18 protein-coding genes, 3 tRNA genes and 1 pseudogene are annotated in these 21,837 nt (G+C 61.1%); 11 read left to right on the top strand and 11 right to left on the bottom strand.

The features are described from left to right. Positions 1 to 98: 98 nt before the first annotated feature. Positions 99 to 491, bottom strand: a complete 393-nt coding sequence (locus WFR25_RS11290; protein ID WP_336974872.1) for a GFA family protein — start codon at positions 489 to 491, stop codon at positions 99 to 101. 113 nt (positions 492 to 604) lie between these two features. Between WFR25_RS11290 and WFR25_RS11285 the strand changes: the two genes are divergently transcribed. Further along, positions 605 to 2,881 carry an ATP-dependent helicase gene (locus tag WFR25_RS11285; RefSeq protein WP_336970986.1) on the top strand — a complete coding sequence of 759 codons (2,277 nt, stop codon included), beginning with the start codon at positions 605 to 607 and terminating at the stop codon, positions 2,879 to 2,881. Between the two features lie 9 nt (positions 2,882 to 2,890). On the opposite strand, the gene WFR25_RS11280 is transcribed toward WFR25_RS11285, so the two are convergent. The 4 genes from WFR25_RS11280 to WFR25_RS11265 form a co-directional block, all read right to left on the bottom strand. Next, on the bottom strand, positions 2,891 to 3,379 hold the full coding sequence (locus WFR25_RS11280; protein WP_336970984.1) for a GAF domain-containing protein: 489 nt from the start codon (positions 3,377 to 3,379) through the stop codon (positions 2,891 to 2,893). Positions 3,380 to 3,461: 82 nt separating this feature from the next. Then, positions 3,462 to 3,537: transfer RNA gene (locus tag WFR25_RS11275), tRNA-Ala, on the bottom strand. Between the two features lie 94 nt (positions 3,538 to 3,631). After that, positions 3,632 to 3,707 (bottom strand) — tRNA-Ala (locus WFR25_RS11270). A gap of 86 nt (positions 3,708 to 3,793) precedes the next feature. Continuing rightward, positions 3,794 to 4,132, bottom strand: a complete 339-nt coding sequence (locus WFR25_RS11265; protein WP_336970983.1) for a TIGR02300 family protein — start codon at positions 4,130 to 4,132, stop codon at positions 3,794 to 3,796. Between the two features lie 145 nt (positions 4,133 to 4,277). Between WFR25_RS11265 and aroA the strand changes: the two genes are divergently transcribed. The 5 genes from aroA to WFR25_RS11240 all read left to right on the top strand — a co-directional run bounded on the left by aroA (position 4,278) and on the right by WFR25_RS11240 (position 8,774). Then, positions 4,278 to 5,618 (top strand): 3-phosphoshikimate 1-carboxyvinyltransferase, encoded by a 1,341-nt coding sequence (gene aroA / locus WFR25_RS11260; protein ID WP_336974869.1) that lies wholly within the window; start codon positions 4,278 to 4,280, stop codon positions 5,616 to 5,618. Then, positions 5,615 to 6,250 carry a (d)CMP kinase gene (locus tag WFR25_RS11255; protein ID WP_336970981.1) on the top strand — a complete coding sequence of 212 codons (636 nt, stop codon included), beginning with the start codon at positions 5,615 to 5,617 and terminating at the stop codon, positions 6,248 to 6,250. The genes aroA and WFR25_RS11255 overlap by 4 nt, the downstream gene beginning before the upstream one ends. A 169-nt stretch (positions 6,251 to 6,419) precedes the next feature. Next, the gene (rpsA, locus tag WFR25_RS11250) at positions 6,420 to 8,132 is read left to right on the top strand and encodes a 30S ribosomal protein S1 (RefSeq protein WP_336970979.1); all 1,713 of its coding nucleotides are present in this window, start codon (positions 6,420 to 6,422) and stop codon (positions 8,130 to 8,132) included. A gap of 189 nt (positions 8,133 to 8,321) precedes the next feature. After that, a complete protein-coding gene (locus WFR25_RS11245; protein WP_336970978.1) occupies positions 8,322 to 8,603 on the top strand; it encodes an integration host factor subunit beta in 282 nt (93 codons plus the stop codon). A gap of 85 nt (positions 8,604 to 8,688) precedes the next feature. Further along, positions 8,689 to 8,774: transfer RNA gene (locus WFR25_RS11240), tRNA-Leu, on the top strand. Positions 8,775 to 8,859: 85 nt separating this feature from the next. Here WFR25_RS11240 and WFR25_RS11235 read toward each other — a convergent pair. The 3 genes and pseudogenes from WFR25_RS11235 to pgi all read right to left on the bottom strand — a co-directional run. After that, positions 8,860 to 10,497: pseudogene (locus WFR25_RS11235) on the bottom strand (molybdopterin-dependent oxidoreductase); the annotation flags it as partial. Between the two features lie 56 nt (positions 10,498 to 10,553). Then, positions 10,554 to 11,900 (bottom strand): glutathione-disulfide reductase, encoded by a 1,347-nt coding sequence (gene gorA, locus WFR25_RS11230; RefSeq protein WP_336970976.1) that lies wholly within the window; start codon positions 11,898 to 11,900, stop codon positions 10,554 to 10,556. Positions 11,901 to 11,963: 63 nt separating this feature from the next. After that, a complete protein-coding gene (gene pgi, locus WFR25_RS11225) occupies positions 11,964 to 13,469 on the bottom strand; it encodes a glucose-6-phosphate isomerase (RefSeq protein WP_336970974.1) in 1,506 nt (501 codons plus the stop codon). A 173-nt stretch (positions 13,470 to 13,642) separates the two neighbouring features. On the opposite strand from pgi, the gene lepB reads away from it, so the two are divergent. The 3 genes from lepB to era all read left to right on the top strand — a co-directional run bounded on the left by lepB (position 13,643) and on the right by era (position 16,130). Further along, a complete protein-coding gene (gene lepB, locus WFR25_RS11220) occupies positions 13,643 to 14,467 on the top strand; it encodes a signal peptidase I (RefSeq protein WP_336970973.1) in 825 nt (274 codons plus the stop codon). After that, on the top strand, positions 14,464 to 15,135 hold the full coding sequence (gene rnc / locus WFR25_RS11215) for a ribonuclease III (RefSeq protein WP_336970972.1): 672 nt from the start codon (positions 14,464 to 14,466) through the stop codon (positions 15,133 to 15,135). Before lepB ends, rnc begins: the two co-directional genes overlap by 4 nt. 86 nt (positions 15,136 to 15,221) lie before the next feature. Beyond that, positions 15,222 to 16,130, top strand: a complete 909-nt coding sequence (gene era / locus WFR25_RS11210) for a GTPase Era (RefSeq protein WP_336970971.1) — start codon at positions 15,222 to 15,224, stop codon at positions 16,128 to 16,130. Between the two features lie 7 nt (positions 16,131 to 16,137). On the opposite strand, the gene WFR25_RS11205 is transcribed toward era, so the two are convergent. After that, complete coding sequence (locus WFR25_RS11205; RefSeq protein ID WP_336970969.1) at positions 16,138 to 17,037, bottom strand: diacylglycerol/lipid kinase family protein; 900 nt, start codon at positions 17,035 to 17,037, stop codon at positions 16,138 to 16,140. Positions 17,038 to 17,120: 83 nt separating this feature from the next. Between WFR25_RS11205 and WFR25_RS11200 the strand changes: the two genes are divergently transcribed. Next, the gene (locus WFR25_RS11200; RefSeq protein WP_336974867.1) at positions 17,121 to 18,038 is read left to right on the top strand and encodes a metallophosphoesterase family protein; all 918 of its coding nucleotides are present in this window, start codon (positions 17,121 to 17,123) and stop codon (positions 18,036 to 18,038) included. Between the two features lie 29 nt (positions 18,039 to 18,067). Next, complete coding sequence (locus tag WFR25_RS11195; protein WP_336970968.1) at positions 18,068 to 18,376, top strand: hypothetical protein; 309 nt, start codon at positions 18,068 to 18,070, stop codon at positions 18,374 to 18,376. 119 nt (positions 18,377 to 18,495) lie between these two features. Here the strand turns inward: WFR25_RS11195 and WFR25_RS11190 are convergent, their stop codons facing one another. Beyond that, positions 18,496 to 19,005 carry an MgtC/SapB family protein gene (locus WFR25_RS11190; protein WP_336970966.1) on the bottom strand — a complete coding sequence of 170 codons (510 nt, stop codon included), beginning with the start codon at positions 19,003 to 19,005 and terminating at the stop codon, positions 18,496 to 18,498. A 71-nt stretch (positions 19,006 to 19,076) separates the two neighbouring features. After that, positions 19,077 to 21,809 carry a preprotein translocase subunit SecA gene (gene secA, locus WFR25_RS11185; protein ID WP_336970965.1) on the bottom strand — a complete coding sequence of 911 codons (2,733 nt, stop codon included), beginning with the start codon at positions 21,807 to 21,809 and terminating at the stop codon, positions 19,077 to 19,079. Positions 21,810 to 21,837: the final 28 nt, after the last annotated feature.

Below are 21,837 nucleotides of genomic sequence, written 5' to 3'. Positions count from 1 at the left end.
GGCATGGGACAAGAACAAAGACCATGACGCACCCGTTCCGCTTCAGCGACGAAGCGGTCCCGGCACGCCATCAGTTGAGGAAAGGAAAGACCGAAGCCCTATGCCGGATAGCGGTCGAATTTGGGCAAAGCGCCAGCCCCCTCCATCCACGGTGCGGCTTCGACATATTGGACATGGATAGCAGGCGGGAAAACAGACTGATCGGTCAGCGTCGCCGTCTGTATGTCGATCATGCCGGGAAAGGTCACTAGATTGGTGTAGAACAGCCCGGTGCCGCAATTCCCGCAGAAATGCCGGGTCGCATCTTCCGATGATTGATACAAGACCGGCTTGCCGCTGATCGTCACCTGACCTTCAGGAAACAATGTCCAGCCTACCATCGGCGCACCGGCACTTTTTTGGCAATCCGAACAATGGCACAGCGCACTATAGACCGGATCGCCTGACGCCTCATAGCTGATCGCCTCGCAATGACAGTTGCCCTTGACCATCTCACCCTCCATTGATTCTCTTTTTGTTCTCATATAGCGAGGAGCAACGCAAACGGCTTGCCCCTCGCCCGCCTCTTGTCCGGCTCTACCCCTTTCCCTACGTCCAGGACAATATGACCTTCCCTGCCCCCTCGCCTGACGATCCACCTTATCTCCGCGGCCTCAACACGCCGCAGCGCGAAGCCGTGCTGACTACGGAGGGGCCGGTGCTGGTGCTTGCGGGCGCGGGTACGGGCAAGACGGCGGCGCTGACCGCGCGGCTCGCGCATCTGGTCGCCACCCGCCGAGCCTGGCCTTCGGAAATCCTGGCCGTCACCTTCACCAACAAGGCGGCGCGCGAAATGCGCGAGCGTGTCGGCCGCATGATCGGGAACGCGGTGGAGGGGATGCCCTGGCTCGGCACCTTCCACGCCATCGCGGCAAAGATGCTCCGTCGCCATGCCGAGCTGGTTGGCCTGCAATCCAATTTCACCATCCTTGACACGGACGACCAGTTGCGCCTGATGAAGCAGTTGATCCAGGCGGAGGGGATTGACGACAAGCGCTGGCCCGCGCGGCAACTGGGCGGACTGATCGACCGCTGGAAGAACCGGGGCTGGACGCCGGAGGACATCGATGCAGGCGAGAGCGAGGGCTACGCCAATGGCAAGGGCCAGAAGCTTTACGCCGCCTATCAGGCGCGATTGCGTGAGGTAAATGCCTGTGATTTCGGTGACTTGCTACTGCATGTTCTGACGATCCTGAAGAAAGATCGGGAAGTGCTGGCCATGTATCAGCAGCGCTTCAAATATATCATGGTGGACGAATATCAGGACACCAACTCCAGCCAATATCTCTGGCTCCGCCTGCTCGCGCAGGAGCGCAAGAATATCTGCTGCGTGGGCGACGACGACCAGTCCATCTATTCATGGCGTGGTGCAGAAGTCGCCAATATCCTGCGGTTTGAAAAGGATTTTCCGGGCGCGACCATCGTCCGCCTGGAACAAAATTATCGCTCCACCCCACATATCCTGGCCGCAGCATCCAGGGTGATCGCAGAGAATGGCGGACGCCTTGGCAAGACACTCTGGACGCAGGAGCTGGATGGCGAAAAGGTACAAGTCGTCGGCATCTGGGACGGGCCTGAGGAGGCCCGACGCGTCGGCGAAGAAATCGAGCAGATCCAGCGCAAGGGCGGTTCACTGGACGATGTGGCCATCCTTGTCCGCGCCCAGCACCAGACCCGCGAGTTCGAGGACCGCTTCATCCAGATCGGCCTGCCCTATCGCATCGTCGGTGGATTCCGCTTTTATGAGCGCGCCGAAATCCGCGATGCGCTCGCCTATCTCCGCCTCGTCAACCAGCCCGCCGACGATCTGGCGTTCGAGCGTATCGTCAATGTTCCCAAGCGCGGCCTTGGCGACAAGGCGGTCGAGAAACTGCACCGCCTCGCCCGCGCAGAGGGCACGCCCCTCATGCTGGCGGCCGCGCGTATCCTCGACACTGACGAACTGACGCCGCAGGCCCGCCGCGCCCTGGGCAGCTTCATCGGCGACCTCGCCCGCTGGCGGGACCGCGCGGCTCAGTTGCCCCATGCCGAACTCGCGCGACAGATATTGGACGAAAGCGGTTATACCGCCATGCTTCAGGCCGAACGCACGACCGAAAGCGCCGGTCGCCTCGAAAACCTGTCCGAACTCGCCCGCGCGATGGAGGAATATGAGACGCTGGGTGCCTTTCTGGAGCATGTATCCCTCGTCATGGACAATGATGCCAAGGCCGAGGAGCGCAAGGTCACGATCATGACCATCCATGCGGCCAAGGGGCTGGAGTTCGACACTACCTTCCTTGTGGGTTGGGAAGAGGGCGTCTTCCCCTCGCAACGCGCGCTGGACGAAGGCGGCCTCAATGCACTGGAGGAGGAACGCCGCCTCGCCTATGTCGCGATCACCCGTGCGCGGCGCAAATGCATCATCCTGCACGCCGCCAACCGCCGGATCTACGGCCAGTGGACCAGCTCCATTCCATCCCGCTTCGTCGGCGAACTGCCACCCGAAAATGTGAACGAGGATAGCAGCATGGCGGGCGGGGCGTCGCTATGGCGCGCCAACTGGTCGGAACGCGCCGACCCCTTCGCCGATGTTCAGCGCAGCACGGGGCGCGGTCCCGGCTGGCAACGCGCGCAATCCTCCGGCCAGTTCAGCCGCGAACCCGTCCGCATCGTGGAGGCGCGCACCTCAGCCGTTTCACTGGGTAATAAGGGTCGCGACGACATGACCGTGGGCCTGCGCGTCTTCCATCAGAAATTCGGCTATGGCACCGTGGCGGAGATTGAGGGCAACAAGCTGGAAATCGATTTCGAGACAGCGGGCCGCAAGCGGGTGATGGACAGTTTCGTCAATCCGGCCTGAGCGCGCCTCCTATGCCTCGGATGAGGCGATGTCGATCCGGGCAGACACAATCTCCGCCACCTTCTGCGCATGGGCCTGCATCGCTGTGACAACCTCTGCGCCGCTCACCGACTTGGGGTTGGGATCAATGGCGCACAAGGTTCCATAGAAGCTGCCGTCCGCAAGCAGGATCGGGAAGGACGCATAGCTTTTGAAACCGTAGAGCATAGGCGTGTGGTGCGTGCGCCAGTCCATGTCCAGATCGACATGATCGATCACGACATAAGCACCCGACTGGCGAATATCGTCGCAGATCGTTGTCTTGATCTTCAGTTCATCGCCGGGGTCCAGCCCAAACTCAATCTTGTCGAGCACTTGACAGGCTATCCACCGATCCTCCGTCACGCGGGCGACTGCGGCAAATCCCATTTGCGTGATCCGGCACACATCTTCCAATATGGCGCGGATAGCGTCATCGTCCGTGCGCGCGACGGCCTGCAAAGCCAATGAATCTTTCATATGTCCCCCACCGTCATCCATAGTACGGAGGAAAGCGGCAAACAATATGCCCATCCGAAGGAACGTATCAATAGTGGGAATATGGTGGAGCCTAGCGGGATCGAACCGCTGACCTCCTGCATGCCATGCAGGCGCTCTCCCAGCTGAGCTAAGGCCCCATCGGATGCGATCAGGACAAATCGTCATCTCAAAAGGTTCATGCTGCAAATGCCCCAACTCGATAGAGATGGACAATACAAACATGAGAAATGATGGTGGAGCCTAGCGGGATCGAACCGCTGACCTCCTGCATGCCATGCAGGCGCTCTCCCAGCTGAGCTAAGGCCCCGAACACCATCGTCCGAGCCGGTTGGGACCGGCATCGGAGGCGCTGCCATTAGGTGGCAGTACCCCCGTTTGCAAGCATAAAATGACTTAGTTGTCGTCACCGTCGTCGTCGCCAGCGGCTTCGACGCCCAGGTCGTCATCGCCGCCCAGATCGACGTCATTATCCGGCGAATCATCGTCCTCGTCGATATCCAGATCCACATCCAGATCGTCGTCCGCCGTCTCCAGCTCGCCGTCGGCAGTCTCGATGACCTTCTTGGGCGCGACTTCCTCATAAGGCAGTGGCTGCTTCGACTTCAGGGTCGGCTCTGGATCCCACGGATTGTTGCAGCTGATGCAAACAACCGGCGAATCATTGCCCAGATCATAAAAGCGCGTGCCGCACTTCGGGCAGGTACGCTTCGTACCCCATTCAGCCTTCACCATGTCCGGCCATGTCCTTTTCGTTTCAAAACAGATAATCGCACGGCTCGACACAGTCGTCCGCGAAGCGACGGGCGCCTTGCCATAGGCAAACCGCGCTGTCAAAAGCCGGGTCGCATTTTTTCGCTCCTCTTCCCCACGGATCATGATGACCTCTACGCTCGACCAGCCCGCCCCCATGCGCTTTTCCGCCGCCCCATCCCTGTCCGGCGCGGTCACGGTACCCGGCGACAAGAGCATTTCGCACCGCTCGCTGATGCTGTCAGCCCTGGCCGTGGGCGAAAGCCGGGTCGAAGGGCTGCTGGAAGGAGAGGACGTCCTCGCCACCGCCGCTGCCATGCGAGCAATGGGCGCGCAGATCATACGCGACGATGATGGCATCTGGCATATCCACGGCGTCGGGGTCGGTGGCTTGCTTCAGCCGGAAACCGCGCTGGACATGGGCAATAGCGGCACATCCACCCGCCTGCTCATGGGCCTGCTCGCCAGCCACGACCTGACCGCCACCTTCACCGGCGACGCCTCGCTCAGCAAGCGCCCGATGGCACGCGTCACCCAGCCGCTTGCCCTGATGGGCGCCAGTTTCACGTCCAGCCCCGGCGACCGGTTGCCGCTGACCATGCGCGGCGCCTGCCCCGCCGTGCCGCTCGACTATCGCCTTCCTGTCGCTTCGGCCCAGGTCAAATCGGCTATCCTGCTCGCCGGGCTCAACACATCCGGCATCACCCGTGTTGTCGAACCCATCCCTACCCGCGATCATAGCGAACGGATGCTCAAGGGCTTTGGCGCGAACCTGTCGGTGGAGGTAGAGGCTGACGGCACCCGCATCATTACACTGATGGGCGAAGCGGAACTCAAGCCGCAACAGATCGTCGTGCCCGGCGACCCCTCATCGGCCGCCTTCCCGATGGTCGCGGCGCTGATCGTGCCGGGATCGCGCATCACCATCGCCAATGTCGGCCTCAATGCCACCCGCGCGGGCCTGGTCGACCTGCTGCGCGAGATGGGCGGCGATATTGTAATCGAAAATCCGCGCGAAGTCGGCGGCGAGCCGGTCGGCGACCTCGTCATCACCGCCTCCGCCCTGCATGGGGTAGAGCCTGACCCCGCCCGCGCGCCATCGATGATCGATGAATATCCCGTCGCCTTCATTGCCGCCGCTCTGGCGCAAGGCCGCAGCATCTTCCGCGGCCTTGAGGAACTGCGCGTCAAGGAATCGGATCGCATCGCCACCATGGCGACGGGCCTTCGCGCGATCGGCGTCACCGTCGAAGAACTGGAAGACGGCCTCATCATCGAGGGTAGCGGCGGTCAGCCCCTTGCCGGCGGCGGCCCGATCGCAACGAAGCTCGATCATCGCATCGCCATGAGCTTCGCCATCGCCGGTCTCGTCTCCCGCGATGGCGTGGAGATTGACGATATGCGCCCAGTCGAAACCAGCTTCCCCGGCTTCGTGCCGCTGCTCAAAACGCTGGGCGCGCTATCATGATCATCGCCGTCGATGGCCCCGCCGCATCGGGCAAGGGCACGATCGCCAAGGCGCTGGCTCGCCATTATGGCTTGCCCTGCCTCGACACCGGCCTTCTCTATCGCGCCGTGGGCCTGAACGTCCTCAAGAATAGCGGAGACCCCGACCGAGAAGCCGATGCGCTGACCGCTTGCGTTTTTGAGGACGCGCTGCTCGACGATCCGGCCCTGCGTAATGAGGCGGTCGGCAGCCTCGCCTCGCGCGTGTCGGTGCATCAGGCAGTCCGAAACGCGCTGGTCCAACGGCAGCGCGATTTTGCGACACAACTGGGCGGCGCGATCCTCGACGGGCGCGACATCGCCACCGTCATCGCTCCCGACGCGAACGCAAAGCTGTTCGTTACCGCCAGCGTCCATGTCCGCGCCCAGCGCCGCTTCAACGACGCTGCAAGTCAGGGCGGTCATCCCGACATGGACAGTCTGATCGCGGACATTCAGGCCCGCGACACCCGCGACATGAGCCGCGATCATGCCCCCCTGCGTATGGCCGATGGAGCAGACTTGCTAGATACAAGCGATTTGACTATAGACGCGGCCGTCCAGAAGGCCATTGCGCTCGTGGACGCCCAGCTTGAAGGTCGTCGTATAGGCTGACCCGTCAAGGCGCCCGGTATTCCGTGCGCCCTTTTCGCTTTTCTCGGCTGCGCGTTTCTCAAGCTATCGGCCTGACGGATGCCTGAGTCGCATGAGGCGGCTTGGGCGTTTTGGCCAAAGACCATCGGATACAACCGGTTGGCCAGCAATGACGAGTGAAGGACTAACCATGGCCTCTACGGCATTCCCCTCGCGCGACGATTTCGCCGCGCTTCTCAATGATTCTCTTGGTGGCGAAGACGGCGGCTTTGAAGGCCGCGTCGTAAAGGGTACTGTTACCGCCATCGAAAACGACCTGGCCGTCATCGACGTAGGCCTCAAGAGCGAAGGCCGCGTGCCGCTGCGCGAATTCGCGATGCCCGGCCAGAAGGCCGACATCAAGGTGGGCGACGAAGTCGAAGTCTATGTCGACCGCGTCGAGAACGCACATGGCGAAGCCATGCTGTCGCGTGACCGCGCCCGTCGCGAAGCTGCCTGGGACAAGCTGGAAAGCGAGTTCACCGAGAGCGCCCGCGTCGAAGGCGTCATCTTCGGCCGCGTCAAGGGTGGCTTCACCGTTGATCTCGACGGCGCCGTGGCCTTCCTGCCCGGTTCACAGGTCGACATCCGCCCCGTGCGCGATGTCACCCCGCTGATGGACATCCCCCAGCCCTTCCAGATCCTCAAGATGGATCGTCGCCGCGGCAACATCGTCGTGTCGCGTCGCGCCATCCTGGAAGAGACCCGCGCCGAACAGCGCAGCGGCCTCATCCAGACCCTGGCCGAAGGTCAGGTTATCGAGGGCGTGGTCAAGAACATCACCGATTATGGTGCGTTCGTTGATCTGGGCGGCATCGACGGCCTGCTGCATGTCACCGACCTGTCATACAAGCGCATCAACCACCCGAACGAGATGATCAACATCGGCGACACGGTGAAGGTGCAGATCATCCGCATCAACCGCGACACCCAGCGCATCAGCCTGGGCATGAAGCAGTTGGAAAGCGATCCGTGGGAAGGCGCAGCCGCCAAGTATCCCGTCGGCGCCAAGCTGTCGGGCCGCGTCACCAACATCACCGAATATGGTGCGTTCGTGGAGCTGGAAGCTGGCATCGAAGGCTTGGTCCATGTTTCGGAAATGTCCTGGACCAAGAAGAACGTCCATCCCGGCAAGATCGTTTCGACCAGCCAGGAAGTCGAAGTTCTGGTTCTCGAAGTCGATCCCGAGAAGCGCCGCATCAGCCTTGGCCTCAAGCAGGCCCAGCACAACCCCTGGGACAGCTTCGCAGAGAAGCACCCGGTTGGCTCGGTCGTTGAAGGCGAAGTCAAGAACGCGACCGAATTCGGCCTGTTCATCGGCCTCGACGGCGACGTCGACGGCATGGTCCACATGTCCGACATCGCCTGGGGTATCTCCGGCGAGGACGCGCTGGCGCTGCACCGCAAGGGCGAGGCTGTTCAGGCCGTCGTTCTCGACATCGACGTTGAGAAGGAGCGCATCAGCCTTGGTATGAAGCAGATGGAACGTGGCGGCCCGGCCGCTGGCGGCACCGCTGCTGCGGCTGCTGGTCTCAACCGCAATTCCACCGTCACCGTGACGGTCCTGGAAGTGCGCGACGGCGGCCTGGAAGTGCAGGCTGGCGACGATGGCGCCACCGGCTTCATCAAGCGCAGCGACCTTGGCCGCGACCGCGACGAGCAGCGTTCGGAGCGTTTCCAGGTCGGCCAGAAGTTCGACGCGATGGTCATCGGTTTCGACCGTGCCAAGAAGCCGAACTTCTCGGTCAAGGCTTTGCAGATCTCGGAAGAGAAGCAGGCTGTGGCGCAGTATGGTTCGTCCGACAGCGGCGCATCGCTGGGCGACATTCTGGGCGAAGCGCTCAAGGCAAAGAACGAGGGCTAACCGCCCATCGCCTGACCTCTTAAAGGTCATTGGCAACAGGAAAGGCCCGCCGGACACTCGTCCGGCGGGCCTTTCCTTTGTCCATTCCCGAAGAGAGACGCGTCGATGATCTTGCCAGATTGTAAACGGCGCGCTGACTCGATATGCTCCTCTCCTCGCCTATGGGGGCTTGGAAGGCGTGGAGGCACGATGATCCGTTCTGAACTGGTCCAGAAACTGGCTGAGGAAAATCCCGGTCTGACCTTGCAAGAGGTCGAAAAGATCGTCGATCTCTTTTTCCGGGAGATTATCGACCGGCTTGCCGCTGGCGGACGCGTGGAGCTACGCGGCTTCGGCGCTTTCACTACTCGTGCCCGCGATGCGCGCACCGGCCGCAACCCGCGCACCGGGGAGCAGGTACCTGTCGAGGCAAAGAAAGTTCCCTATTTCAAACCCGGCAAGGAAATGCGCGAGCGCCTAAACAGCAAATAGGCGCGCAACTGCCAACAACTTTAGCCCATCAACATTGGCGGAGTCTCTTGACCTCTCTGGCCCCAACCGGCAGGGGAAAGCCATTGCGGACGTGGCGAAATCGGTAGACGCAGCGGACTTAAAATCCGCCTCCCCCTGGGAATGCGGGTTCAAGTCCCGCCGTCCGCACCACCTTGAATTTTCTCACTTTTTAGCGATGGAATGTGCGCTCGCCGGAAATCTATTCCGACGAACCGGCGCATAAACCACCGACCGCCACCAGCCGCGCCTTGCCATCTGGCGTCGGAAAATGTCCGTCTTCAAACGGCACGTCTCCCCAGCGCCAGGGCGTCAATTCGTCATAGGCAGGGTTGGACATGGACGCATGTCGCTTCAGGTTGAACAGCCTTTGCCCTTCATTCTGATACGCCGACAATCGGGCATGTTCGCGATAGATATCCGCCGCCCGGTCATAGGGGAACGATTCACGCCATCCCATTGCCCGCGCGACCTGCGTGATGATCCACCAGTCGGGCCTGACATCTTCGGGCAAAGGAAACAGGGCACGTTGCCGACTGATGAGCCGATCGGCATTGGTGACGGTGCCATCTTTCTCGCCCCAGTCCGCCGCGGGCAGGCTTACATGAGCAAAGCGGCCCATCTCCGTATCCGCAGCACAATCCGACACCACCACAAAAGGGCAGGAAGCCAGCACATCGTCTGACGACAGGCCAGCATCCTCTCCCATCACCCAAAGCGCCTTGATGCGACCGTCGCGGATCTGATCGCGCAGGCCCACAGCGCTCACCCCCGGTTTCGTCGCCATACGGGACGCCGCCCAAAATCGTTCGACCCGGGCGACATTTTCCGCCGTGAAATCCATATGCGCGGCCAGCATGGACGGCAGAGCACCCACTTCGCGCGCTCCCATCGCATTGGGGTCATCCGTCATGCAGAAGGGCGCTGCCCCTGGCTTGCCAATACGCCCAGTTGCAAGGTGGACATTGACAATCGCATTCACGCGATCAGTCCCATAGATTGCCTGATCCATGTCATGGCTGAACAGCGTGATCGTGCGCGGGGTCGCCGCGAACAGCGTGAAAAACTGCTTGAGTAGCGCGGGTGCGACATCACAGGCCCTCGCCACCGACCAGATGTCATGGCCTCCTGCGTTGACGCCTTCCCAAAACCCTCCCAGCGCACTGACGCTGCTTGCCAGGAAATCCCGATCGGTCGCGCCGGCCTTGTCGCAAAAAGCAAGCAGCCCGTTCATCAGCACCGCGTCGCTGCCAGGTCGCACGGCCAGGTGCAAATCCGCACCCTCGCAAGGGTGTGGGTCGATAATGACGAGCTTTACATCCCGCTCCGTGCACGCGGCCATGATCCGCTCATGAAGCACCGGATAGCGCAAGGCAGTGCCCGAGCCGACCAGCACGATCAGGTCCGCTTTGTTCAGATCCTCATAGGTGGCGGGTACGACATCCTCGCCAAAGGCATGAATGTGGCCAAGCGTAGCACCGGACAGGCCCAGACGCGTATCTGCGTCGATATTCGCTGAGCCGACAAACCCCTTCATCAGCTTGTTAGCGACATAATAGTCCTCCGTCAGCAATTGGCCGGAGATGTGGAAAGCAACCGAGTCCGGACCATATCTGGCGACGATGTCCGTCAACCGCTTCGCCACCAGCTTGATCGCCTTGCCCCAACTGGCCCGCTTGCCCGCGATCTGCGGATGGAGCAGCCGTCCTTCCAGCCCCACCGCATCCCCCAACTGCGCACCCTTGGGACACAGCCGCCCGCCATTGGCAGGATGCATCCGATCCCCCTCGATCCGGACTTCGCGCTCATCCATCAGGGTCGCGCGGATGCCGCAGCCTACGCCGCACCCTGGGCAGGTCGTACGAATAACGGCCATGTCAGGCCAACCGCGACCACTTGGGTCTGGGATGAATCATCAGATACCCGCAGTCATCATTTCAGAAGGACCAACTCCTCGGCCATGCTGGGGTGCAAGGCCACGGTGTCGTCGAAATCCTGCTTGGTCAGACCCGCCTTCACCGCGATAGCCGCCGCTTGCAAGATTTCCGGCGCGTCCGGGCCAATCATGTGCAGGCCGACGACGCGGTTGGTGGTCGCATCCACGATCATCTTGTAGAGCGCCCGCTCCTCCCGTCCTGCCAACACATTCTTCATCGGCCGGAAGTCGGAGGTATAGATTTTGACGGTGCCCAACTTGTTGCGGGCCTCCGCCTCCGTCATGCCGACGCCTGCCAAGGGAGGATGGCTGAATACGGCGGACGGGATGCAGCCATAATCGACCGTGCGCGGATTGTCGCCGAACACCGTGTCGGCAAAGGCATGCCCTTCGCGAATGGCAACGGGAGTCAATTGCACACGGTTGGTGACATCCCCGACCGCATAAATGCTTTCACAACTCGTCTTGTTATAGTCGTCGACCTTGATCGCGCCCTTCTCATCCAGCGCCACGCCTGCATTTTCAAGCCCCAACCCATCGGTATGTGGACGACGGCCGGTCGCGAACATCAGCGTGTCACAGGCGATCGGATCGCCATTCTTCATGCGGATGCACATCGTGCCATCCTCATTCTTCTCGATCTTCTCGAACTCGGCGTTGAAGCGGAAATTGATGCCCTTCGTCATCGAAATCTGGAGCAATCGATCACGCACACTCTCGTCATAGCCGCGCAGCAAGGTGCCGCTGCGATTGACGATGGTCACATGGGTTCCGAGTTGGTGGAAGATCCCGGCGAATTCATTGGCGATATAGCCACCACCAACGATGACCATGCGCTCCGGGCACTTGTCGAGGTGGAACACCTCGTTCGAGGTGATGCCATGTTCGGCTCCCTCGACGTCTGGCAGCATCGGCCAGGCGCCGGTCGCAACCAGTATATATTTTGCCGTCAAGGTACGACCACTGGCCAGCGTCAACTCGTGCGGGCCGGTGACGGTCGCCCGCTCGGGGATGACCTCCACCTTATGGCTATCGAGCGTGTTCTTGTAGAGGCCCTCCAGTCGATCGACTTCGCCCAGCACATTGTCGCGCAGGGTCGTCCATTCGAACCCGCAATCGGGCACATTCCAGCCAAAGCGGCGGGCGTCCTTCAAATCTTCGGCGAAATGCGCGCCATAGATTAGCAGCTTCTTGGGTACGCAGCCGCGAATGACGCAGGTGCCGCCGACGCGAAACTCCTCAGCCACCGCGACCTTTGCGCCGTGCGCTGCGGCAACACGCGAGGCACGAACCCCGCCGGACCCCGCACCAATGACGAACAGGTCCACATCATAATCGCTCATGCCAGCCTCCGCTTGTCGGGCGGATATGGCGGCTGGCACGCGCGGTTACAAACGGGATTTTCTTTAGATGTCCCCAAGCGCCAGTTCTATCAACGCCATGGTCGATGGATCAAAGCCTTTCGGCCCGTCCGCCTCGATCGACCTTGCGATTTCCTTGCCCAGTTCCACACCGAACTGATCAAACGGATTGATGCCCATCAACACAGCATTGGCGAAGGTGCGATGTTCGTAGAAAGCGATCAACGCCCCCAGTGCCTCTGGCGTCACGTCATCCAGCAATATGGTGGTAGATGGCCGGTTCCCCGGATAGGCGCGGGCCGGATCGACATCATTATCCTTGCCCTGCATCAGCGCCGCGCCCTGCGCGAAGCAATTGACCAGCAACGCACGGTGATGCGCGGGGTCGAGAGAATTGCCCGGTTCCTTCGATGCAATGAACTCGACCGGAGTCAGGACTGTCCCCTGATGCAATAGCTGGAACACGGCATGCTGGGCATCGGTGCCAACCCCACCCCAGGTGATGGCAGCGGTCGGTCCATCGACGGGCGTCCCGTCCAGCTTCACGGCCTTGCCATTGCTCTCCATCTCCAACTGCTGGAGGTAGGAGGGCAGCAATCGCAACCGCTCATCATAGGCGAAGACCGCGCGTGTTTCGCAGCCCAGGATGCGGGTATAATATTGATCGACAAAGGCGGCGATCAAAGGCGCATTCTCGCGCGGATCGGATAAGCGGAAATGGCGGTCCATCGTCGCCGCGCCTTCCAGCAGGCTCTCAAACGCATCCCAGCCCAGTGCCAGCGCCGCAGGAAAACCGATCGAGGACCAGAGCGAATAGCGCCCGCCCACCGATTCGTTGAACGGCAGGATGCGAGTTTCGTCCACGCCCCACTCCATCGCCTTGTCCGGCGCGGCGGTCAGGGCGATGATGCGGCCATAGGGGTCATCGACGCCTGCTTCGACCATCCAGTTGATCGCGCTCGCCGCGTTCAGCATCGTCTCGGTCGTGGTGAAGGTCTTGGAGGCGACCGCGATCAGCGTGGCTGCCGGATCGAACCGATCCATCGCCCGCTCCAGCGCGGTGCCATCGACATTGGACACGATCGCCACGTCATAGCGATCGCCATCGCCTTCCAGCGCATCGACGATCAGGTCCGGACCCAGCGCTGATCCGCCGATGCCGATATGCAATAAGTGCCGCACCGGTCCCAGCGCATCCGCCTCGATCGCATCGATCAACGCACGCATCCGCTTATGCAGCGCCTTGGCCAGCGCAACGCTCTCGGCATTGCCTTCGCCCCGTTCCGCCGGATGCTCGGCAGCACGGCCTTCGGTGACGTTCACCGCCTCTCCGGCGAACAGCGCATCGCGGCGGGCGGCAAAGCCCTGCGCATCGGCGAGCGCCAGAAAGCCGCTCATCAATTCGTCGGTCAAATGTGTTTTCGACCAGTCGAATCGCAGTGCCCCTTGGGTCAGCACATATTTCGACAACCGGTCGGGATCGTCGGCAAATACCGTCTTCAGGGTGATTTGGGGCATTTGCGATATTGTGGCCAGTGCAGCACGTGTCATGATGTATAATCCTCCAACGCAGGTCGATGTCGACGCTGCACTCGTCGATTCTTTCCACCCTTAGTCCCATTCATGCTGCATTGCACCGCCCGGGAGCGCTTGACGCCAACCTTCCAAGGCCGCAAAAGCCCGACGGCCTGCGAAACGGGCCTTTATTGGGATGACGAACGGGCATGAGCCAAAAATCCGAGACGCGGGACTTTCTCTGGTTCCTCGCGAAACTGGCGATCTTCGTCTTCGTCCTCCGCAGTTTCATCGTATCGCCTTTCAATATCCCGTCGGAGTCGATGCAGCCGCGTCTGCTGATCGGCGACTATCTGCTCGTCGCCAAATGGCCCTATGGCTATTCGCGCTACTCCCTGCCGTTCAGCGTTCCGCTGATTCCCGGCCGCATCCTTGCCAGCACGCCCGCGCGCGGCGACGTGGTGGTATTCAAGGCGCCACCGCATCAGCGCGACGATTATATCAAGCGGGTTATCGGCCTGCCCGGCGACCTGATTTCCGTGCGCGCCGGAACCGTCTATCTGAACGGTCAAGCGATCCCGAAGCAAAAGGTCGCCGACCTCGTCATCCCCGCCTCCCCCAACATGGTCGCCGCCGCACGCATGGAAGGCAATCCCTCCCCCTGCTATCGCGCCCAGTTTGAGGAAGCCGCGCCCGATGGCGGGCGCCAGTGCCGCTATCCGCAATATCGCGAGACCCTGCCGGGCGGCAAAAGCTATAATGTCCTCGACCTTGATCCAGACGGTCCCGCCGACGACCGCGACACGGTGGTCGTACCGCAGGGGCATCTGTTCCTGATGGGCGACAATCGCGACCGCAGCGCCGACAGCCGCTTCCCGGCGCAGGAAGGCGGCGGCATTGGCCTGGTCCCAGAAGAAAATCTGGTGGGCCGTGCCCTCGTCTCGGTCTTTTCGACCGATGGCAGCGCCAACTGGCTGCTGCCCTGGACCTGGTTCACCGCCGCGCGCTGGAGCCGGATCGGGGAAGGTTTTTGACGCGACCTGATCCGACAGAGTGGCTCACGGCGCTAATCGGCCGCGCGCCGAAGGACATTGATGCCTTCCTTCAGGCGCTGACCCATGGCAGCGCCAACGCGCGCAACTATGAGCGTCTGGAGTTTCTGGGCGATCGGGTGCTGGGCCTGATCATCGCCGAATGGCTGTTCGAACGCTTCGACGACGAACCGGAAGGCAAGCTTTCCCGCCGTTTCAACGCGCTGGTGTCGGGTGAGACATGCGCCGATGTTGCGCGCAGCGTCGGCGTCGCCACCCATCTCGTTCTGGGCAAACAGGCGCGCGACGATGGCGCCGCCGACAGCGACAATGTGCTGGGCGACGTCATGGAGTCGCTGATCGGCGCGCTGTTTCAGGAGGGCGGCATGGACGAAGCGCGCCCCTTCGTCCGCCGCGTATGGGCCGGCCGGGTCGATACTCAGACAGCAGCGCCCCGCCATCCCAAATCCGCACTTCAGGAATGGGCCGCCGCCAACAAGCGTAAGCCGCCCGAATATGAGATGACTGGCCGCACAGGCCCGCACCATGCCCTGCGCTTCACCGTCACCGTCACCATCAAGGGCGCGGGCGAGGCAAGCGCGGAGGGCGGGTCGAAGCAGGAGGCGGAAACTGCCGCAGCTACGATGCTGCTGGAAAAACTGACGGGTTGATCCGCCGTGCGACGCCCCCGTCTTTATGCTATTCCCACCGATAATTGATCTGGCCAGCGGTGCGCCGCGGCCGAACGGAGCATGTCTTGAACGCTGAAACCCCGAACACCCGCTGCGGCGTCGTCGCCATTGTCGGCGCACCCAATGCAGGCAAATCCACATTGGTCAACGCGCTGGTCGGGCAGAAGGTAGCGATCACCAGTCCCAAGGCGCAGACCACCCGAACCCGCGTGATGGGCGTGGCGATCGAGGGCGACGCGCAGCTTGTGCTGGTCGATACACCCGGCATCTTCGCGCCAAAGCGGCGATTGGACCGGGCGATGGTGCAAGCGGCCTGGGGCGGTGCACAGGGCGCGGACTTGATTGCGCTGGTCGTGGATGGCAAGGCTGGCCTTGGCACCAAGATGGAGCCGATCATCGAATCCTTCGTCAACCGCCCCGAACCCAAATGGCTGATCCTCAACAAAGTCGATATCGCCATCAAAGAGAAGTTGCTGGTCCTTACAGAGCGGCTGAACGAGAAATTGGGCCTGTCCGAAACCTTCTTCGTCAGCGCCGCGACCGGCGACGGCCTGCCTGAACTCAAGGCCGCCTTTGCCGCCGCCATGCCGGAAGGGCCGTGGCATTTTCCGGAGGATCAGGTGTCGGACGCCACCGACCGGATGCTGGCGGCGGAAATCACCCGCGAGCAGCTTTATCATCAGCTCCACGCCGAACTGCCTTATGCCACCGCTGTTGATACCGAAAAATATAGCGAGCGGCAGGATGGGTCCGTCGAAATCCACCAGCAGATCCTGGTAGGGCGGACGACCCAACGCGCCATCGTGCTGGGCAAGGGCGGTCAGCGCCTCAAGGAAATCGGTTCGAAGGCCCGCGCCGAACTGTCGGCCCTGCTGGGGGTCAAGGTTCACCTTTACCTGCACGTCAAGGTGAAGGAAGATTGGGAGGACGACCGGGGCATCTATCGCGACATCGGCCTCGACTGGGTGGAGTAATATTCGGTCAGCCGCGTTCGGCGGGCACCGCGACCTCAACCGCTGCCTGCGCGACTTTGACCATCACCGGCGTGCGGGCCAGCACCTCCCCATCGATCGAGATGCCAAGGCGTGGTCGCGTATCAAGGCGGAAACTCTGTCCCTTGAACTCAACCGTGTGGGCGTCCTTGTCGCGCAACTTGAAGAATTTCGCATACCAGTCGCCTGCCAGCCGCAGGCGGCTGCGCCCGACGACCGCCTGGATCATGATGTCGCCGCTTTCTACATCGGCATCCTCGGATAGCTCCACGCCGCCGTGGAACCGACCATTGAGTATGCGGACCTCCGTCGACCACATGCGCCGTTCGCCCTCACCATCGTCGATAATGAGGCGGAATGGACGAAAGGCGACGGAGCATTTGACCGCCCACAGCAGATAGCCGACCCGGCCCAGATAGCGCTTCAGCTTGTGCGGCACGGTTTTCCCGATCATCGGCGACAGGCCGATCGAGGCTGCATTGACGAAATAGTCGTGGTCGATCATGCCCAGGTCGATCCGCCGCCGTTCCCCGCTGGCGATCACCTCCACCGCGCCATCCAGATCAAGGGGCAGGCCCAATGTCCGGGCGAAGCTGTTCGCGGTGCCAAGCGGCAACACGGCGAACACACAATCCTTGCCCACCAGTTCATCTATGGTGCCGGACATGGAACCATCGCCACCACCCACTATAACCATCGGCGCACCATCCGCTATCACGCGCGCGACCGTGCTGTTCATCTGATTGGGATCATCAACAGCGTGGGCGGCAATCAACGCGACTCCCGCCGCCTCAAGCTTTGTCTTGGCATCCCGGAAAAGCGCCTGCCCCCGTCGTGAATGCGCGTTGACGACCAGCGCAGCTTCGCGCGGGAGAGATTTCATAGCCATGCCACAATAACCTGTGAGCCTATGTTACGGGTCCATATGTTTTTCTGAGGGAAACTTGGATGGCCCGGCATCGTTCATTCCCCATGGCCCGTATTGCCCACCTCTCCGACCTGCATTTCGGTGCTCATGACCCCACAGTGGTGGACGCCACCCTTGCCTGGATGGAGGAACATCGCCCCGACCTCATCATCCTCAGCGGCGATTTTACCCAGCGCGCCCGCATCGCCCAATTCCGGCAGGCATCGGCGTATATCAACCGATTACGCGCCGCCGGCTTTACAACCCTTGCCGTTCCGGGGAACCATGACATTCCCCTCTATGATGTCTTCCGTCGGTTTGTGACGCCACTCACGCGCTATGAGCGCTATATCGACAACGACCTGTGCCCTTGGTTCGAGAATGACGAACTTGCCGTACTGGGCATCAACACCGCACGGTCGCTGACGATCAAGGACGGGAAGATCAATCGCAAGCAGATGGCGCTGATCGAGGAACGCTTCGCCCGCGTCACACCGGAAAAAACGCGTATTCTCGTCACGCACCACCCGCTGTTCGCCATGCCGATCGCGAAGGGAAATGAACTGAGCGAAGCGGTCGGGCGGCATGACGACGCAATCGAAAGCGTCTCCCGCGCGGGTGTCCATGTCGCGCTGGCCGGTCATTTCCACCGCACCTATGCAGAGGCTGCGGCAAGGATGGTGGAAAATGCCGGGCGCGCGCTCGTCATTCAGGCGGGCACGGCCACGTCCACCCGCTTTCGCAACAATGAGCTACAAAGCTTCAACTGGCTTCATGTGGCGCGCCACGATGACCTTGAACTACAGGTTATCGCCTGGGACGGAGAGCGTTTCGGCCGAGGGGATCATATCCGATACCAGTTCGATGGCGAGATTTGGAACCGAAAACCCCTTTTTTCCAACCAACAATTGCACAAAAGCCTTGATGTTGATCAATCACTTACCGCCCATAGTCGGGAAACCCGCAAGCCGCTCGCGCGTTAGGACAGGGTTAGGATTGAGGGAGAGCGCAGATGGCTGTATCGATACTGTTCCCCGATAACTCGATCCGCGATGTGCCCGGTCAGTTGATCGTCCGTTCCAACTGTCATGACAGCAGGACTGCCTTCGTCCAGATTCCGGTGAATAGCGATCCCATGTGGCGCTATTGTCAGGTTGAAGGCCATTGGCACGCCGTTCCACGGCATGGTGGCAATGTTTCCATCTTGACACCAAAGCCGCAAGCCTGGTGGCATTCCATCACGCAAATGCAGGACCGGACCCCAGATGCCGAGGCTCCTGGTCCAGCCAAGAGGCTTCGTTATATTTCGGGCAGGGCCTGAGCGCCATCGTCCCATCGCGCTTCCCCCATGTCATTCCAGCAGCATGGCTGCTGCGTGGATAGCGGATGCGTTTGCGTGGCGTTTCGTCAATCTGGTGGATCAAGTTCCGCGAAGCCCATTCAGTCCGGGTCGATCATGCCGCGGCGGTTGGGGGGACGAATGCGATCGCTGTCAATCTCAGCATCCGGGGGCGGGGATGGAATCAAGCGCTTTGTCAGCGACAGTAGGGTAAGAACCAGCAATGTGATGGTTGAAGCCAGCAGAACGAGGGTAAACTGCCCTGCCCCAGCCGCTATGCCGACAGCCGCCGCCATCCACAGGCTGGCCGCCGTCGTCATGTTGCGTACGTCGCCGCCACGGACGAAAATGAGGCCGCCTGCGATAAAGCCGATCGCCTGCGCCAACCCTTGAATCGCCCGGACAGGATCGCTTTGCTGGCCCTGCTGGGCCATTTCGCGGGCAATCAACAGCGCGGAAATGACGATCATCGCCGAACTTAGCGCAACCAGCGCATGGGTACGGATGCCTGCATCATGCCCGCGCCACTCACGCTCAAAACCAATGACCAGTCCGACCACGGTCGCGAGTCCCAGCCGCAACGCGATTGTCACCCAGTCATCGTCGATCATCGCCCTGACTCCATGCCCCTATGCTCGCACCCAACGCATTGGGCGGGATGGAGTTCATGGATGTCAAGAGATCAGTTTATGGCGCCGTGACAGTGCTTGTACTTCTGACCCGAACCGCAGGGACATGGCGCATTGCGGCTGATGTCCAGATTGGTGAATTCGCCCGGTTCGCCATTGCCGATCGGCGAGCGCGGGATAGCGCTGGTAATCCTTCCCAACTGCCCGGCGTCGAAATCACCACTATTATCCTCGCCCGAAAACGGGTCGATATGGGTCGTGATGAAGTCGGGCAGCACTGGCAGTTCGAACTCCGGCAGCGGCGCTTCCATACGGAACTGCACGCGGGCGATGGAACCGGTCACATCCTCGCGGATATTATTCAGCATCCGCTCGAACAAGGCGAAGGCTTCCTGCTTATATTCGTTGATCGGCGTCTTCTGGGCGTAAGCGCGCAAATGCACGACCTGCCGCAGCGCATCGAGCGTCGAGAGATGCTCTTTCCAGTGATGATCCAGGCTCTGGAGCAATATGCTCTTCTCGATCGAGTGCCAGTCATGCGCATCGATCTCGGCAATCTTTTCGGCAACCGCCTGGTCGGCCAGAGCTACCAGTCGTTCCTCTATCATCTCGGGATCGACGGCATCTTCCGTCATCCACGCATCAATGTCCGGCTCCAGGCTCAATATGTCGGCGGTACGCTCTTTCAGGCCCGCAACATCCCACTGTTCGGGATAGCTGCCGGGCGGGCAGGATGCGCCGACCAGATCGTTCACCGTCTCGCGTCGCATGTCCGTAACGACGTCGTCCACCGTGTCCGCGTCCATGATATCGGCACGCTGCTCGTAGATCACCTTGCGCTGGTCGTTCATCACGTCATCATATTCGACGACCTGCTTGCGGATGTCGTAGTTTCGGGCCTCCACCTTGCGCTGGGCCGTTTCGATCGCCTTGGACAGCCATTTGGACGGCGGCAAAGCCTCTCCATCTTCTAGATTGGAGCGGATCATCTTGGCGAACATCGTGTCCGGGCCAAAAATACGCATCAGGTCATCGTCAAGGCTGAGGTAGAAGCGCGACAGGCCCGGATCGCCCTGACGGCCCGAACGGCCACGCAACTGATTATCGATACGGCGGCTTTCGTGCCGCTCGGTCGCCAGGACGAACAGGCCACCCGCCGCCAGCACTTCAGCTTTCTCGGCGGCGATTTCGGCCTTGATCTTCTCGATCGCAGCATCGCGCTCGGGGCCTGCGGGCACATCGCGCAATTCATCTTCCATCCGCAGCTCAAGATTGCCGCCCAACTGGATGTCGGTGCCGCGACCCGCCATGTTGGTGGCGATCGTCACCGCGCCCTTGCGGCCCGCCTGCGCGACGATATGCGCCTCGCTCTCATGGAAACGGGCGTTCAGGACGGCGTGCTTGACGCCTTCCTGCTCCAGAAATTCGGACAGCATTTCTGATTTTTCGATCGACACGGTGCCGACCAGAACGGGTTGTCCCTTTTCGGCATGAACCTTGATGGTCTTGGCAATGCCGCGGAACTTATCTTCCAGATTCTTGTAAAAACTGTCTTCCTCGTCGATCCGCGCGACCGGCTTGTTGGTCGGGATGGTAACGACGTTCATCTTGTAGATTTCGTAGAACTCGGTCGCCTCGGTCGAGGCGGTGCCAGTCATGCCCGAAATCTTGGGATACATGCGGAAGTAATTCTGGAAAGTGACGGAGGCCAGTGTCTGGTTCTCCGGCTCTATCTGCACGCCTTCCTTCGCTTCGACGGCCTGATGCAGGCCATCGGACCAGCGGCGCCCGTCCATCATGCGGCCCGTAAACTCGTCAATAATGACGACCTTGCCGTCCTCGACGATATAATCAATGTCCCGGCGGAACATCACCACCGCCTTCAGCGCCTGATTCACATGGTGTACAACCTGGGTATTCTCGAAATCATAGAGGTTGCTGCCCTGAAGCAGCCCCGCCGTCTCCAGCAGCCGCTCGATATTCTCGGTCCCATCCTCGGTCAGCGTGATCGTGCGCTGCTTCTCATCCTTCTCATAATCCTGCTCGCCCAACTGCTTCACGATCGCATCGACGGAAACATACAGCTCCGACTTGTCGTCGGTAGGGCCGGAAATGATGAGCGGCGTGCGCGCTTCGTCGATCAGGATCGAGTCGACTTCATCAACAATCGCGTAATTGAAGGGCCGCTGCACCATCGATGCGCGGTCATATTTCATATTGTCGCGCAGATAATCGAAGCCGAGTTCGTTGTTCGTCGCGTAGGTAACGTCGGCCGCATAGGCCGCGCGGCGCTGGTCCTCGCTAATATTCGGCACGACCACGCCAGTCGTCAGGCCCAGGAAACGATAGACCTGCCCCATCCATTCGCAGTCACGCGTGGCCAGATAGTCGTTCACGGTAACGACATGAACGCCCTTGCTCTCAAGCGCGTTAAGATAGGTGGCGAGCGTCGCGACCAGCGTCTTGCCCTCACCCGTCCGCATTTCTGCGATTTCACCGCGATGAAGGACGATGCCGCCGATCATCTGCACGTCGAAGTGACGCATCCCCAACACGCGCACCGCCGCTTCGCGCACGGTAGCGAAAGCCTCAGGCAGCAGGTCGTCCAGCGTCTCACCATTGACCAGCCGCTCGCGGAACTTCACGGTCTGCGCCGCCAGTTCCTCATCCGACAGCGCCTGTGCCGCCTCTTCGAAAGACGCAACGCGATCGACGAGCTTGCCCAACGACTTGACGTAGCGTTCGTTGGACGATCCGAAAATGGACTTGGCGAGTGCGCCGAACATGCAAATTCCTGACTTTTGGCGGGACGCG

The sequence above is a fragment of the Sphingobium aromaticiconvertens genome (genome assembly GCF_037154075.1).
Lineage (GTDB): Bacteria > Pseudomonadota > Alphaproteobacteria > Sphingomonadales > Sphingomonadaceae > Sphingobium > Sphingobium aromaticiconvertens.
Note: the sequence above shows the minus strand (reverse complement) of the source record. Positions and strands in the feature narration are given on the sequence as shown.